Source organism: Kribbella sp. NBC_00709, assembly GCF_036226565.1.
Taxonomy (GTDB): Bacteria; Actinomycetota; Actinomycetes; order Propionibacteriales; family Kribbellaceae; genus Kribbella.
The window spans coordinates 6,232,355-6,246,356 of the sequence record NZ_CP108996.1 but is presented as its reverse complement, the minus strand read 5'-3'; the positions used below and the strand labels follow the sequence as shown (position 1 = coordinate 6,246,356).

The window sequence follows — 14,002 nt, the reverse complement described above, 5'->3', positions numbered from 1 at the left end:
ATCGATTGCCCATGAAGTGGACTCAGCAGATCGGACCTCGGCGTCGTCTGTACTTGTGAAGGCCGGTCACCTGCCCGGCCAGGACAGGGGTTGATGTGACCTTCGACGAGTGGACCCGGACCGGTCTACTGCCGCTGCTGCGGTTCGCGACCGTGCTGTGCGGCACTCCGCACCTGGCCGAGGACGTCGTCCAGGACGTGGCGATCAAGGCGCAGCGGAAGTGGGACCGGATCGGCACGCTGGACCACCCGGAGGCGTACCTGCGCCGGATGGCGGTCAACGAGTACCTGTCCTGGCGCCGCAAGTGGTCCCGGTACGTGCCGAGCGACGAGATCGAACCGGACAGCATCCCCGATCACGCCGACCGTGCCGCCGACCGCGACCAGCTCATCGGCGAGCTGGCCAAGCTTCCCCGGCGACAGCGGGCCGTCCTGGTACTGCGGTACTTCGGCGGCCTCACCGATGCCGAAATCGCCGAAACCATGGGCTGCTCGTCAGGCACCGTCCGCGCTCACGCCTCGCGAGCTCTAGCCACCTTGCGCATCGAATTCACCAGCAACCGTGTGACGGAGGACGTCCACCATGCGTACTGAAGAAGACCTCCGCGGGGCCATGGATCACCTCGCCGACCAGGCACCACATCCCGCCGACATCCGCGCGGCCCTGACAGCCGGGCGCGCGTACCGACCCCGTCGTACCACGGCGATCCTGGCGACCGCGGTCGTCACCGCGACCGCAGCGGTCGCGGCCGTCGTCGTACCCCATGTCATCTCGCACGGCAGATCGGATTCCGCGACCCAGGACAAGCGCGACACCGCCTGGTCGCGGTGGGTCGACCTGAACCTGCCGAAGAACATCCAGGCGGTCGGGCAGGTGTTCACCCAGAACCGCCAGGACTACGAGATGGTCGACGTGGTCCAGCAGACCTGGCCGACGTTCTGCCAGCTTCAGCTGCACCGCAACGGCGACTTCGATCCGGCCACCATTCCGGCCGGCAGCACGCCGACCGACATCAGCGGGCACGAGGCGTGGATCGTCTCGTCGACCCCGGCCAAGCCGTTCCTTCCGGCGCCCCAGGCGCATCGCTTCCCGCTGTTCGCCGCCGTACAGAAGACCCTCGCGTGGCAGCCGGTCGACGGGGTGTGGGCACTGCTCAGCTGCGAGTCGCAGCGCAAGCTCGGGACCGTGCGGGTGCCGACGATCGACGGTGCGATGGTCACCAACGTGACGCTGTCTCGCAGCCTCGCCGAGTCGTTCGCACCGCCGACCGGCAGCCTCGGCTCCCCGGTCAAGCTCGGCGAGCTGCCGCAAGGCGTTACTCCGCGCCAGATCGACTACGCCCCGTACGAGAAGGGCATCCCCGGCGGCGGCGAGAGCTTCAGCGTGCTGCTGAGCGACGGCAATCCGGCCACCGGCTACGTGCACAAGCCGCCCACACGTTCCGGACCGCCGCTCGGTGCCAACATCGGCGTGTGGGATCCGGCACTGGGTGACGACCTGAGGATCCGCTACTCGACCGACCAGTTCTGGAACCTGCTGAGCCGCTACCCGGACCGCTTCAAGCCGGACGCGATCATCCACGGCATGAAGGCCTATTACTACACCGGCCAGATCCAGTACTCGCAGCTCAAGCCGTCCACGCCGCCCAAGCTCGACAAGCGGCAGCCGGTCGACACGATCCGGCTCGAAGGAAACGGCGCCAGCATCGAGATCGTCAGCCTGGCCAAGACCCCGTCCAAGGACGACCTGCGACGGGTGGCCGAGTCGCTGGAGGTAACGAAGCACCCGAAAACCCCCAGCACCTGGTTCGACGCCTCAACGGCGATCGGCTGAGCTGGCAGCACTCTCAGCAGGCGCGGACCTTGGCGTTCGTGCCGGTGAAGGTGACGCAGGACCAGGGGCGGCCCTGGTCGTGCTTGGCGCGGACGATGAGCGGGAACGCGTCCGCGCCATGCACCTGCGGGCTCTTCTCGGTCGGGAAGGAGCCGACGGCACCACCGCGCGCCTCGGCCGCAGACTTCACGTCCGCGATCGTGACGCTGCTCCTGGACGCCTTCTCGGCCGCGTTCTTCGCGTCGGTCGCGACCTGCAGGGTGAACTCGATCTCCGGCGGCTTCGACCACGTGGTCTGCGACCACGGGATGATCAGCCCGAACATCGCCAGCCCGATCGCCGTGACGATCTGCCGGATCCGGCGGGTCTGATCGGTCAGCAGCAGCGCGGCGCAGCACACCGCGAGGAAGACCGTGAGCGCGCGCAGGATCCAGTGCCGGTCGAGCCGGCTGTCAACCGCGAGTCCGGCCGCGACGGCGATCACCAGGCAGAGCACGGCCGCACCGAGCGCCCGCGCCCGTGGAGACAGAGATTGCATGCGGCAGACGATAGACGTTCACCGACCGTCGTACGCCGGCGACCGCTGGGCACGCCATCTGTTCAGGTTAGGTCAGAAGGTGGTGGTGAGGTCCTGGGTTTGGCCGGTCGCGGCGGCTCGGTAAGCGGACTCGATGATGTCGATGACGTGGCGGGCGTGTTCGGCGGTGACGATCGACGGGGTGCCGTCGCGGACCCAGTCGACCAGCTGCATGACGTCCTCGTACACGTGCTGCTCTTCGATATCGCGATGTACGCCGGTCACGTGCGGAAGCAGGGCCTGGTTGCCCGGGCCGCGCGGTGAGAGCTCGGCGGGATTGCGGTTGGGGAAGTCGAACGGCTCGTCGTTGAGCAGCAGCCCGTCGATCGTCCCCGCCGTTCCGTAGTACGCCCCGCCGAAGCCACCTCGGATCGGGCCCGCGGCGGTCCCGGTCGCGACGCAGTACACGTTGTCGCCGAAGTCGATCAGCACGATGGTGTTGTCGTCGGCATCGGTCCGGACGTCGACGCCGCCGCTGGTGCGGACGGGGATCCGTACGCCGGACATCGCCGTGACGCGCTTCGCCGGACCGAGGATCCCGGTCACGGCATGCAGTGCGTACACGGTCATGTCGTACATCGGTCCGCCGCCGGGCTTGCGGAAGTACCACGACGGATCGATGTTGCTCAGTACGTCGTTGCCGCCGCGCACGGACTCGTCCTCGTGATAGGTGCCGAACGACGCGCCGCAGCTCACCCACGACAGCGCGCCGATCGCACCCTCGGCGATCAGCTCACGCGTCCGGAGGTGATGCGGGCGCAGCATCTCCCCCGGCGAGGCGACGATCCGCAGGTCGTTGGCGGCCGCGAGCTCGATCAGCTCGGTCGCCTCGGCGACGGTGATCGTCATGGTCTTGTTGAAGTGCACGTGCTTGCCCGCCTGCAACGCAAGCTTGCCCTGCTCGTAGTGCAACCCGATCGGCGAGGCGATCGTCACCGCGTCCACGTCGCCCCGAGCCAGCAGATCCTCGTACTCCGTGAACCCCTGCGCCACCCCGAACTTCTCCGCCGCAGCATCCGCCCGCCCCGGCACCGGATCACAGACCGCCGCAAGCGTCACGCGCCCCGCCAGGTCCGCCTGGCTCAAGTGCGGCAGAAGCCCGCGCACCGAAATACTCCCGGCCCCAACAACACCCATCCGCACCGAGTCCGCCATACAGACAATCGTCCCACGCATCGGCACGCCGGGCCTGCCCACGCGCGCTTGTCACCGGCGCATCCGGCAAAGCGTCGGTCAGCGCTTCCAGGCGCGATGGCGGTGCGCGTACTTTGAGAGCGTGGCATCGAGATCCTGGCCGCAGCGCGCAGTCCGCGTGGTCGGCGAAAGCTCCGTCTCCGAGCGGGTCGCCCGCGCCCAGGAGCTGGCTTACGGGCCCCTGATCGAATGGGTGCGACGTACCCCGCTGCACACCGACGTGCTCGGTCATTCGGTGCATCCGTCGCTGACCGAGGTGACCACCGGGTGCTGGATCGGCGCGTCCCTTCTCGACCTGGCAGGTGGGTCCGAGTCGCGTCGCGGGGCGGCGCTCCTCACCGGGTTCGGATTGCTGGCGTCGCTGCCGACGGCTCTCTCGGGTGCCGGCGACTGGGGGGAATTGTCAGGTGACGAACGCAGGATCGGCGCGGTCCACGCGCTTGGCATGGACACCGCGACGTTCCTCTTCGCCGGCTCGCTCGTCGCGCGCCTGCGCGGCCAGCAACGGCGCGCGAGAAAGCTTGCCGCCGCCGGGAATCTGGTCATGATGGGTGCGGGCTTCCTCGGCGGCCATCTGGCTCTGCATCGCGGGACTGCTCGCCGGGGTTCCGTGGCTGAGCGCAACTAGTACTGCGCGGGTACGTGCGGCGGCGTACTCCGGTCGGATAGGTTTCGGCGACATGAGCGTTGTCGAGCATGTCGTCCTCATTCATGGGACCTGGGGCCGCGGGAGTCACTTCCATGAGGCGCGGGCCGCGTTCGAAGCCCGTGGTTTCGTCGTTCATACGCCGACGCTGCGCCACCACGAGCTGCCGCTTGAGGAAGGCTCGGCGCAGATCGCGACGCTCAGCCTGACTGACTACGCCGACGATCTGGTCTCGGTGTGTGAGGCGCTCGACTCGCCGCCGTTGATCCTCGGGCATTCCCTGGGTGGGTTGCTGGCCCAACTCGTCGCGGCCCGGACCAAGCACGCCGGCCTGATCGGCGTGTGCCCGGCTCCGGCGGCGGGGATCTTCGCCATGTACCCGTCCATGAGCCGCCTGTTCCTGAGCCACTACCTCCAGCCGCGTCCCTGGGCCAAGCCGCTCCAGCCGACCTGGGAGAAGTTCCACGTCGGCGGGCGGATCACGCAGACAATGGAGGCCTCCCGCGCGCTGTACGCGGACCTCGTCTCCGAATCAGGCCGCGCGTACTGCGAGATGGCGTTCCCGCAACTGGACCGCCGCAAGGCATCCCGCGTCGACTACGCCGCGGTCTCCGGCCCGGTCCTGATCTTCGGCGGCTCGCAGGACCGCACTGTGGTCCCGGCCGTCTGCCGCGCGACCGCCTCGAAGTACCAGAAGGCCACGTACCAAGAGATCCTTGGCGCCGACCACATGATCCTGTTCGGCGAGATTCTCCAGACCACCATGGCGCACATCGACGACTGGCTCGCCGCTAACAACCTCGAACCGAAGTAGAGGCTCAGACGTCGATACCTAGCGCGGCGAATCGGTCCGCGAGATCGTCGACCCACTCTTCCGGGGTGCGGTGATCCGGCAACGGCACGCCGGCCTCGCTCCGCCACAGTGCATCTGCGAGCGCCGTACGCAGATGCCACGCCATCACCCGCTCAACCGCTAACTCGCGGCCCGTGATCTCCCCGTACTGCCGCATAGTTGCCGTCAGCAACTCAACGCCCGGACCCGTGCCAGGAAAGGCACGCAGGTCGTACTCCGCTTCAGCGAGCCCAGCGGTCTCGAAATCCACAACCACGCGAAGCTGCCCGTCGTCCCACACCTGATTCCCGCCGTGCAGATCCCCGTGCACGAGGACCTGCGGGCGCGGCGTCGCCAGTACGTCGTCCGACCAGTCGCACCATCTGATGACGGCGGCACGCTGATCGGGACGAGCCCATTTCACGAACTGCTCGCGCAAGACGTCCGTCGAGGCCGGCTGCATCGACGCAGCGGGCAGCTCATCGAAACGCCCCGCCGAACCGTGCAACTCCGCCAGGAACTCGGCAAGCTGCCGGCCCAGCTCATCCCGGTCGAGCGAGTCCACCACGTCGAACAACGCCTCACCCGGCGCCAGCGCAGTCACCAAGAACACCGGATCGGTGCTGCTAGCAACTACCTCCGGCAGGAACGAAACCGCCGGCTCCCGGCCCAACGCCGCCAGCACGGCGATCTCATGCGCCAACCGCAGCGCAGCAGGTCGCGACCAAGCAAACTTCGCGACGAACCGCCCACCCACCACCGCACTCGCCGACCACCACATGGGGTCATCCCCCACCGATTCACGAACGACGATCGGGTACTCCTCGAGCCCAGGCGCAACCTCCTTCAACGCCCCGGCAACCGCCCCCACCGACCCATCCGCCAGCCATCTCACCCCACCAACCCTAACCACCAAGCAATACTGACAACGGACCATTTCCACGGCAGCCCTCCGGAGGCTCCGATGCCCGTCAACACCCAACCGCTGCCCGGCTTGACAGTCCAGCGCACGGACCCCGGCGAGAACCTCATGGCGCAGCAGTTCGGGATTCTCGATGTCGACCCTTGTCGCCTGGACCCACCCGGAAGACCGCCGTCGCGCCGCCATGCAACACAACCCAGTCCCCGCCGCCCTCCGCAGCGAGAGCCTCTGCTCGCTCAGATCCACCTCGTCCTACGGCGTAATGGTGATCTCCAACGGCGCCGACACCATGTTGCCGACGTCGGTCTGTAGCGCGATGACCAGCCCCCACTGTCCAGGCGGGACGGCGTACCCCAAGTCGGGCACCAGCGAGGCGGTGCCGATCAAGACAGGCACAGTACGGCTCTGATGGGGTTCGATCGGGAACTCCACCCGCGGCAGCGCGCGCGGACCGACGTACCGACCAACGACCTTGCCGGAACTGTCGACCACCGCCGACCCCAGATCCCCGCTGGTGAGAAGCACCTGCATTTGGTCCGCGTGATTCGTCACCAGCACGTCCCTGTGTGCGAACCACCCGCTCCGCACCGACAACGGAGACACAGCATGTACGTCGAGGCGGGCAGCGGGTGCTCCAGTTAGCCGGCGCGCGTGCTCGCTCACCCACACCTGTCTGGTTGGAAAAGCCATGGCCCCAACACGCAGGTCGACGACGTCGCCGTACTTCGCCTTGAGTGTGGCCGCGATGTCGGTTGCCCAGGCAGCCAGCTCGATGCGGAACCGCCGCTCGTGCCGCTCGCTGTCCGGGTTCGGGAGTACGACAAGCGCGCCCGGCGACTCATCGCGCAGCCGCCGGAGGTCCACGCGCAGACTCTCCCAACCCGCCATAACCTGACGATACCGAGCCCGTCCGCAAGCGGCTCGGGTTGCTGAGGGAGAGGTACCGTGCGATATGGCTGATGTCGAAGACCTTCCCGGCCTGCTGGTAGCGATAGCTGTAGGCGACGATCGGCTCGTGAGGTCGTCCCTCGAGGCCGCGCCGTCGTTGGCAACCGCGCGCCTGTCGCGCCAGGACGAGTTCTTCATCCCCGAGCGCCACGCTCAGCTCTACGAAGGCGACACCGCTCTGCACGCCGCCGCCTTCACGTACGACGTCGATGTCGCCCGGGAGCTGCTGGCCCACGGCGCAGACATCCGCGCCAAGAACCGCCGTGGCGCCGAACCCCTGCACGCCGCAACCATCGGTGCTCCCGACTCGACAACCTGGGACCCCGCCCGCCAGCGAGCAATCATCAAGTTCCTGATAGCTGCCGGCGCCGACCCGAACGCACCCGCCCTCGGCGGTGTCACTCCGCTACACCGAGCCGTCAGAAACCGCTGCTCCCCCGCCGTGGCCCAGCTCCTGCAGGCCGGCGCAGACCCCGGCCTACCCAACAACAACGGCTCAACCCCCACCGACCTCGCCCACCACCCAACAGGCCGCGGCGGCTCCGGCTCCGAGGCCGCAAAAGCCGAACAACAACTCATCCTCACCCTTCTCGCCGAAGCCACAAACTGAGCTAGCGCGACAGCGATTTGCCGATTGCCGACGGATCGCGACCTGGACCGGCAGACTATGGGGCATGTTGAGCCCAGAGGCCTTCGAGGAGCAACGACGAGCGAGGTGAGTGGCTGATCGACGCCTCGGCGACAGCAAATCCCGGCGTCACCGGCGAACAAGTCGCGGCAGCTCTATCCACGGCCTGGACGCAAGACCTCCGGTACCAGTATCGCGAAGCGCACACACTCCTGACCGACCCCAAGTCGGTCACGCCGCAGGCAGTAACACAGATCGGCCCAGGCAACCTCTGGGTCGCCGCACAGGTACGAGTGACCCTGCCCAACCCGTCGCAGGCGTAGCGTCCTGGACCGCGGCTGGTTCGAAATCCGGCTGATGCGGAAGGGCGAGACCTGGAGGAAGAGCGCGATCATGGAGACTGAGATGTCGGCGTACGGCGTGGTGACCAAGACGGCCGCCGGGTCTGTCACCGAGGTGGCTGGGCGATTCCGTGAGCTCCTCGATACCAGGGGCGTCATGGTGTTCGCGACCATCGACCAAGCGGCTGCGGCCCAGACGGCCGGACTGAGCCTCCGCGACACCGTGCTGATCATCTTCGGCAACCCGGCAGTCGGCACCCCTGTCATGGCAGCCGCTCCACTGGCCGGCCTGGACCTCCCGTTGAAGCTCCTCATCTGGGACGACGCCGGCGAAACCCGAGTCAGCTACTACTCCCCTGAGACCATCGCCGACCGCTACAACCTCGACCCCACGACCGCTGCCGGCCTGTCAGCCGTCAACGCACTCACCGACGCACTCGCCGCCGACCCGGCGTCAGATTAGTGCCCCGTAGTCGCCCGCCGGCTTGATCGACGAGTACGACCAGACGACGGGAAGAGGCGTACGCCGGAGCCCATCCGACTCTCCGATCCGCTTCGTATAACCACCGAGGTGGTAGTCGCACTCGAGCCGCCACGATCCCGTACGCGCGCCGTGCACCTGCTCCTGCGGACGCGATCGGCACCGCCTGGCCGCGGGCGATCACCCAGACCTGCATCGTGCACCTGCTCCGCAACAGCTTCCGCTACGCCGGCCGCCAGCATTGGGCCGCGATCGCCAAGGCTCTCAAGCCGGTCTACACCGCCCCGACCGAAGCCGCGGCCAAGGAGCGGTTCGCCCGAGGTCTGGGCCAGCGTTACCCGGCGATCGTGCGGCTGTGGGACAACGCCTGGGCCGAGTTCGTGACATTCCTGGCCTTCGACCCCGAAATCCGGAAAGTGATCTGCTCGACCAACGCGATCGAGTCCGTGAACGCCCGGATCCGCCGCGCGGTCAAGGCCCGCGGCCACTTCCCCAACGAACAAGCAGCACTCAAGTGCGTCTACCTCGCGGTCATGAGCCTGGACCCGACCGGCACCGGCCATTAACGCTGGACCACGCGCTGGAAACCCGCACTCAACGCCTTCGAGATCGCCTTCGACGGCCGCCTCGCCGCCGGACGCAACTAACCCTCTTCAACCCGAGTTACACCGTTCGTTTGACAGTCCCCCGACGGCAGTTGACGTCGGCGCCCGCACGCCCACCACGCTTTCACTCGTCGATGCGAACGAGTGGAACCTGAGCCTCGCCGTTCACAGTTCCCAGCCATCACGGTCTGATTGAACGCGGGGCGCCGTCCGAGTAGCAGTACCCCAGTATCAGAAGGGGAGTTTGGGTTGGGGTGGGGCGTGGGTGGGGTCTACGCCGTCGAAGAGGCTGCTGACTGATTCGCCGTCGTGGATGCGTTTGATGGCTTCGGCGAACAGGCCCGCGACCGAGGTGACTTCGAGTTCGGGGAAGCCGTCGGGCCGCGGGACGGTGTCTGTGCTGATGACTTCGGTGATGGAGGGGTGGGACCGCAGCCGTTCGACGGCGGGGCCGGCAAACAGGCCGTGGGTGCAGGCGACGGCGGCTTGGGTGCAGCCGAGGTCCTTCAGGCGGTCGAGGAGTTCGATGATGGAGCCGCCGGTGGCGATCTCGTCGTCGAGGATGATGGCGCGTTTGCCGGCGACGTCGCCGACGATGGCGTCGATGACGACGCGGTCGTCGGCCAGCCGCTGCTTGCTGCCGGCAGCGACGGGCGTGCCCAGCAACCGGGCGAACTGAGTCGCGGTTTTCGCGTTGCCCAGGTCGGGGCTGACGACCACGGTGTCGCTGAGGTCGCGGCCGCGGAAGTGGTCGGCGAGTACGCCGATCGCGGTCAGGTGATCGACCGGTACGGAGAAGAACCCGTGGACCTGCGGCGCGTGCAATGCCATCGTCAGCACGCGATTGGCGCCGGCCGTCGTCAGCATGTCCGCGACGAGGCGACCGCCGATCGAGATGCGGGACGCGTCCTTCTTGTCGGACCGTGCGTACGCGTAGTGCGGGATGACCGCGGTGATCTGCTGGGCCGACGCACCGCGCGCGGCGTCGATCATCAGCAGCAGCTCCATCAGGTGCTCCTGCGTCGGCGGCACCAGTGGTTGCACGATGTACACGTCTCGTTGCCGACAGTTCGCCTGAAGTTGGACCTGCAGGCAGTCGTTGCTGAAACGATGGATCTCGACCGGCGAAAGCGGTACGCCGAGATCTTTACAGATCTGCTCCGCCAGCACGGTGTGGGCACTTCCGCTGAACACGACGATCTCTCGCACGGCTCTCCCCGAACGCTGCGACCCCGACAGCTGCAGCCTACCTGGCGGATCCCCGCCGACAGTGCCGAGGGCATCGAGCAGCGACGGCATCGAGCCGAAAGCTCAACACTTGGGCGGGTTTCGTGACGATCAGCTGAGCAGGCGGGCGAGGACGTCGGCTGCGGTCCGGCAGTCCGCTGCGGAGGCGTCGAGGTGGGTGACGACCCGCAGCTGCGTCGCACCGACACCGCTGACCAGTACGCCGGCCGCCTTGGCGCCGGCCACGACCTCGGCGACTGTGCGACCGGTGGCGGCCAGGTCGGCGACGACGATGTTCGTCTCGACCTGGTCCGGCTTGACCGAGCCGGGTGCGGCATCCGCGAGTACCTGGGCGATCGCCCGCGCGTTCGCGTGGTCCTCGGCCAGCCGATCGACGTTGTGCTCGACGGCGTACAGCCCGGCCGCCGCGAGTACGCCGGCCTGCCGCCAGCCCGCGCCGAGGCGCTTGCGCCAGACCCGGGCCTCGCGGACCAGTTCCGCCGAGCCGACCAGCACGGAGCCGACCGGAGCGCCGAGGCCCTTGGACAGGCAGACGCTCGCCGCGGCCGCTCGCGAGGCGAAGGACGCGACCGGGCGTCCGGTGGCGACAGCTGCGTTCCAGAGCCGGGCGCCGTCCAGGTGCAGCGGGATGCCGCGGGCGTCGAGCTCGTCGGCGAGGGCGTCGTACCCGTGCTGGATCGCGCCGCCGCCGAAGTTGTGCGTGTTCTCGACCGAGACCGCCGACGTGACGACGAAGTACGGCCCGAGGTCGGGAGCGATCAGGGCGCGGATCTGCTCGAGGTCGATCTGGCCGGCCGGTGCGCTCCAGGTCCGCGTGGTGACGCCGCTGGCGGCCGCGTGGGCGCCGAGCTCGGCGCGGACGATGTGCGCGTTCGCCTCGCACAGCACCTCGCCGCCACGCGGCGCCAAGGCCCGTATGCCGAGAATGTTCGCGAGCGAACCGGTAACCGTGAACAGCCCGGCCTCGTGCCCGAGCAGGCTCGCGACCGTCTCCTCGAGCTCGTTGACGGTCGGGTCCTCGCCGTACACGTCGTCCCCGACCGGCGCCGAGGTCATCGCGGCCAGCATCTCCGCCGACGGACGGGTGACCGTGTCGGACCTGAGGTCGATCATGCCTTCGCGCCCCGCAGCCGCTCCGCCACCAGGAAGGCCAGCTCCAGCGACTGGTGCCGGTTCAGCCGCGGGTCGCAGGCCGTCTCGTACCGGTTCACGAGGTCCTCCGCGACCAGCTCCTCGCCGCCGCCGAGACACTCGGTGACGTCGTCGCCGGTGAGCTCCATGTGTACGCCGCCCGGCCACGTCCCGACCTGCTCGTGCGCGTCGAAGAAGCCCTGCACCTCGTCCATGACGTCGTCGAAGTTGCGGGTCTTGTACCCGTTCGGCGTCTCGAAGGTGTTGCCGTGCATCGGGTCCGACACCCACGCGATCGGCGAACCGTGATCACGGACCGCCTCCAGCAGCGGCGGCAGCGCCTCCCGGATCTTGCCCGCGCCCATCCGGGTGATGAACGTGAGCCGCCCCTCGATCCCCTTCGGGTTCAGCTTGTCGATCAGGGCCCGGATGTACTCCGGTGTCGTGGTCGGACCGATCTTGACGCCGAGCGGGTTCGACAGCGAGGCCAGGAACTCGACGTGCGCGCCATCCAGCTGCCGGGTCCGCTCCCCCACCCAGAGCAGGTGGCCGGACACGTCGTACGGCTGCTCGGTGCGCGAGTCGATCCGGGTCATGGCGTGTTCGTACTCGAGGATGAGCGCCTCGTGCGAGGCGTAGAAGTCGACGGTCTTGAACTCGTCCGCGGTGGCGCCGCAGGCCCGCATGAAGGCGAGGGCGCGCTCGATCTCGGAGGCCAGCTGCTCGTACCGCCGGCCGACCGGGGACGACTTCACGAAGTCGGTGTTCCAGGCGTGCACCTGGTGCAGGTCGGCGTACCCACCCGTCGTGAACGCGCGGGTCAGGTTCAGCGTCGCGGCGGCCGCGTTGTAGACACCGCGAAGCCGGTTGGGGTCCGGGATGCGCGACTCGGGTGTGAAGTCGAAGCCGTTGACGGCGTCACCGCGGTACGACGGCAGCGTCACGCCGTCCCGCGTCTCCTCACCGGACGAACGCGGCTTCGCGTACTGCCCGGCGATCCGGCCGATCTTCACCACCGGGACGCTCGCGGCGTATTGCAGGACGACCGACATCTGCAGCAACACCCGGAGCTTGGCCCGGATGTTCTCCGCGGTCACACCGTCGAAGGTCTCGGCGCAGTCGCCGCCCTGGAGGATGAACGCCTCGCCGCGGGCGACCGCACCGATCTTCGTGGTCAGGTCGTCGCACTCACCGGCGAACACCAGCGGCGGCAGCCTCCGCAGCTCGGCGATCACCTGGTCCAGCACGGCCCCGTCCGGCCACTCCGGCTGCTGCAGCGGCTTCAGCCCCCGCAGCTCGTCCAAACTCGGAACCCCCGGCACTTCCCCAGCCGTCAACGTCGCGAATTGCATGAGCCCAAGCCTAAGCCAGCCCCTGCAAACCCCTCGTCGCCCGTCTCACCTCGCCCGCTCCCTGCCAAACCTCTCCTAGGAGGCAAACACCTCCTGCGGGCCTGAAAAACCGCCAGGATCCGACGCCCTCAGACCTGCCAGGGGCCGGAGCGAGTTGTCCACAGGGACGAAACTCGGCGGGCCGCCGGGGTGGCAGGGCAGGCATGTTGTCGGTGTGGACGGATTCCGGCAACCAGAGGTGGAGGCAGACGATGAACGAGTCCGGCGGTTCGTCGAGTTGCGCCGACGCCAACAGGGCGTCTTCAGCCGCGCCCAGGCGGTGGCGCACGGAATAGACGACGGCGTGCTGGCGCGGCGATGCCGAAACCGGCAGATCGAGCGGATCCACCAAGGCGTGTACGCCGACTTCACCGGTCCCCTGCCGTGGTCGACCCGGGTGTGGGCCGCCTGGCTGGCTTGCGGGCCTGAAGCCGCCTTGACCGCGGACACTGCGTTGCGCTGGCACGGACTGAGCGGCGACTGGCAGGATTCGTCGATCCGCCTCGCGGTGCCGCAGGACCGCAGGATCGACCGTCGGACCGGCATCCGGATCACCCGCCACCAGGATTTCCGTTCGTGGCTGCTCCCCGGACGCGAGCCGCATCTCGTCCGGCTGGAGATCGCCGTACTGACCGCGGCCGCGAGCCGCGTCGACCCGGATCGGCGGGCGGCACTTGTTCTCGACGCGTGCCGGCAACGCCGTACGACGCCAGACCGACTGCTGGCCGAGTTGACCCGGCTACCACGACTCCGTGGGCGCACTGCACTTCTGCAGATCCTCACCGACGCCGCGACCGGGGTGCAATCGTTCCTCGAGCGGATCTATCTGACCCGGGTCGAGCGCGCTCATGGACTGCCCACCGGCGATCGGCAGGTCCGGGCGGCCGACGGCACGACGGTGAACTACCGCGACGTCGAGTACCTCCCGCACGGCGTGATCGTCGAGCTCGACGGTCGCGCGGGTCATGCCGACGCCTCCTCGACCTGGCGGGACATGCACCGCGACAACGCGGCGACCCTGCACGGTAAGACCACACTGCGCTTCGGCTATCAGCTCGTCACCGACCCCTGCGCCGCAGCCGGCCAGGTCGGCGCCGCACTCGCCCTCCGTGGCTGGCCCGGAACGATCACGCCCTGCTCGCCGACCTGCTCGCTTGGTGGAGAGTTTTCACGACGCCGCTGGAGAGTTTCCGGCGCCATCCCGGGAAAACCCTCCTGACAACGC

The 14,002-nt window shown here is 68.3% G+C and carries 14 protein-coding genes and 1 pseudogene; 8 read left to right on the top strand and 7 right to left on the bottom strand.

The annotated features are described in order from the left end of the window. Nucleotides 1-95: 95 nt before the first annotated feature. Together OHA18_RS30655 and OHA18_RS30650 are read left to right on the top strand one after the other, a co-directional pair. Nucleotides 96-593, top strand: a complete 498-nt coding sequence (locus OHA18_RS30655; protein ID WP_328998803.1) for a SigE family RNA polymerase sigma factor — start codon at nt 96-98, stop codon at nt 591-593. Continuing rightward, on the top strand, nt 583-1,833 hold the full coding sequence (locus OHA18_RS30650; RefSeq protein ID WP_328998802.1) for a hypothetical protein: 1,251 nt from the start codon (nt 583-585) through the stop codon (nt 1,831-1,833). Before OHA18_RS30655 ends, OHA18_RS30650 begins: the two co-directional genes overlap by 11 nt. A gap of 13 nt (nt 1,834-1,846) precedes the next feature. Here OHA18_RS30650 and OHA18_RS30645 read toward each other — a convergent pair whose 3' ends face one another. Both OHA18_RS30645 and OHA18_RS30640 read right to left on the bottom strand, forming a co-directional pair. Beyond that, nucleotides 1,847-2,371 carry a hypothetical protein gene (locus OHA18_RS30645; protein ID WP_328998801.1) on the bottom strand — a complete coding sequence of 175 codons (525 nt, stop codon included), beginning with the start codon at nt 2,369-2,371 and terminating at the stop codon, nt 1,847-1,849. Between the two features lie 72 nt (nt 2,372-2,443). After that, nucleotides 2,444-3,565 carry a Gfo/Idh/MocA family protein gene (locus tag OHA18_RS30640; protein WP_328998800.1) on the bottom strand — a complete coding sequence of 374 codons (1,122 nt, stop codon included), beginning with the start codon at nt 3,563-3,565 and terminating at the stop codon, nt 2,444-2,446. Between the two features lie 121 nt (nt 3,566-3,686). Here OHA18_RS30640 and OHA18_RS30635 point away from each other — a divergent pair, with 121 nt between their 5' ends. Continuing rightward, nucleotides 3,687-4,232: a DUF2231 domain-containing protein gene (locus OHA18_RS30635; RefSeq protein WP_328998799.1), complete on the top strand. Its 546-nt coding sequence runs from the start codon at nt 3,687-3,689 to the stop codon at nt 4,230-4,232. Between the two features lie 52 nt (nt 4,233-4,284). Beyond that, nucleotides 4,285-5,064 (top strand): alpha/beta hydrolase, encoded by a 780-nt coding sequence (locus tag OHA18_RS30630; RefSeq protein ID WP_328998798.1) that lies wholly within the window; start codon nt 4,285-4,287, stop codon nt 5,062-5,064. Nucleotides 5,065-5,068: 4 nt separating this feature from the next. Here OHA18_RS30630 and OHA18_RS30625 read toward each other — a convergent pair whose 3' ends face one another. Both OHA18_RS30625 and OHA18_RS30620 read right to left on the bottom strand, forming a co-directional pair. Beyond that, nucleotides 5,069-5,977 carry a phosphotransferase family protein gene (locus tag OHA18_RS30625; protein WP_328998797.1) on the bottom strand — a complete coding sequence of 303 codons (909 nt, stop codon included), beginning with the start codon at nt 5,975-5,977 and terminating at the stop codon, nt 5,069-5,071. Between the two features lie 279 nt (nt 5,978-6,256). Then, nucleotides 6,257-6,892 (bottom strand): hypothetical protein, encoded by a 636-nt coding sequence (locus tag OHA18_RS30620; protein ID WP_328998796.1) that lies wholly within the window; start codon nt 6,890-6,892, stop codon nt 6,257-6,259. 64 nt (nt 6,893-6,956) lie between these two features. Between OHA18_RS30620 and OHA18_RS30615 the strand changes: the two genes are divergently transcribed. The 3 genes and pseudogenes from OHA18_RS30615 to OHA18_RS30605 form a co-directional block, all read left to right on the top strand. Then, the gene (locus OHA18_RS30615) at nt 6,957-7,562 is read left to right on the top strand and encodes an ankyrin repeat domain-containing protein (RefSeq protein ID WP_328998795.1); all 606 of its coding nucleotides are present in this window, start codon (nt 6,957-6,959) and stop codon (nt 7,560-7,562) included. Between the two features lie 411 nt (nt 7,563-7,973). Beyond that, nucleotides 7,974-8,384, top strand: a complete 411-nt coding sequence (locus OHA18_RS30610) for a DUF302 domain-containing protein (RefSeq protein ID WP_328998794.1) — start codon at nt 7,974-7,976, stop codon at nt 8,382-8,384. Nucleotides 8,385-8,551: 167 nt separating this feature from the next. After that, nucleotides 8,552-9,049 (top strand): annotated as a pseudogene (locus OHA18_RS30605) (transposase); the annotation flags it as partial. A gap of 189 nt (nt 9,050-9,238) precedes the next feature. Here the strand turns inward: OHA18_RS30605 and OHA18_RS30600 are convergent. The 3 genes from OHA18_RS30600 to OHA18_RS30590 all read right to left on the bottom strand — a co-directional run bounded on the left by OHA18_RS30600 (nt 9,239) and on the right by OHA18_RS30590 (nt 12,738). Continuing rightward, entirely contained in the window at nt 9,239-10,216 is a 978-nt protein-coding gene (locus OHA18_RS30600; protein ID WP_328998793.1) for a ribose-phosphate diphosphokinase, read from the bottom strand. Nucleotides 10,217-10,345: 129 nt separating this feature from the next. Then, entirely contained in the window at nt 10,346-11,368 is a 1,023-nt protein-coding gene (locus OHA18_RS30595; protein ID WP_328998792.1) for a threonine aldolase family protein, read from the bottom strand. After that, nucleotides 11,365-12,738 carry a class II 3-deoxy-7-phosphoheptulonate synthase gene (locus OHA18_RS30590; protein WP_328998791.1) on the bottom strand — a complete coding sequence of 458 codons (1,374 nt, stop codon included), beginning with the start codon at nt 12,736-12,738 and terminating at the stop codon, nt 11,365-11,367. The genes OHA18_RS30595 and OHA18_RS30590 overlap by 4 nt, the downstream gene beginning before the upstream one ends. A gap of 238 nt (nt 12,739-12,976) precedes the next feature. Between OHA18_RS30590 and OHA18_RS30585 the strand changes: the two genes are divergently transcribed. Continuing rightward, nucleotides 12,977-13,996 (top strand): type IV toxin-antitoxin system AbiEi family antitoxin domain-containing protein, encoded by a 1,020-nt coding sequence (locus OHA18_RS30585; RefSeq protein ID WP_328998790.1) that lies wholly within the window; start codon nt 12,977-12,979, stop codon nt 13,994-13,996. The last annotated feature ends 6 nt before the right edge of the window (nt 13,997-14,002 follow it).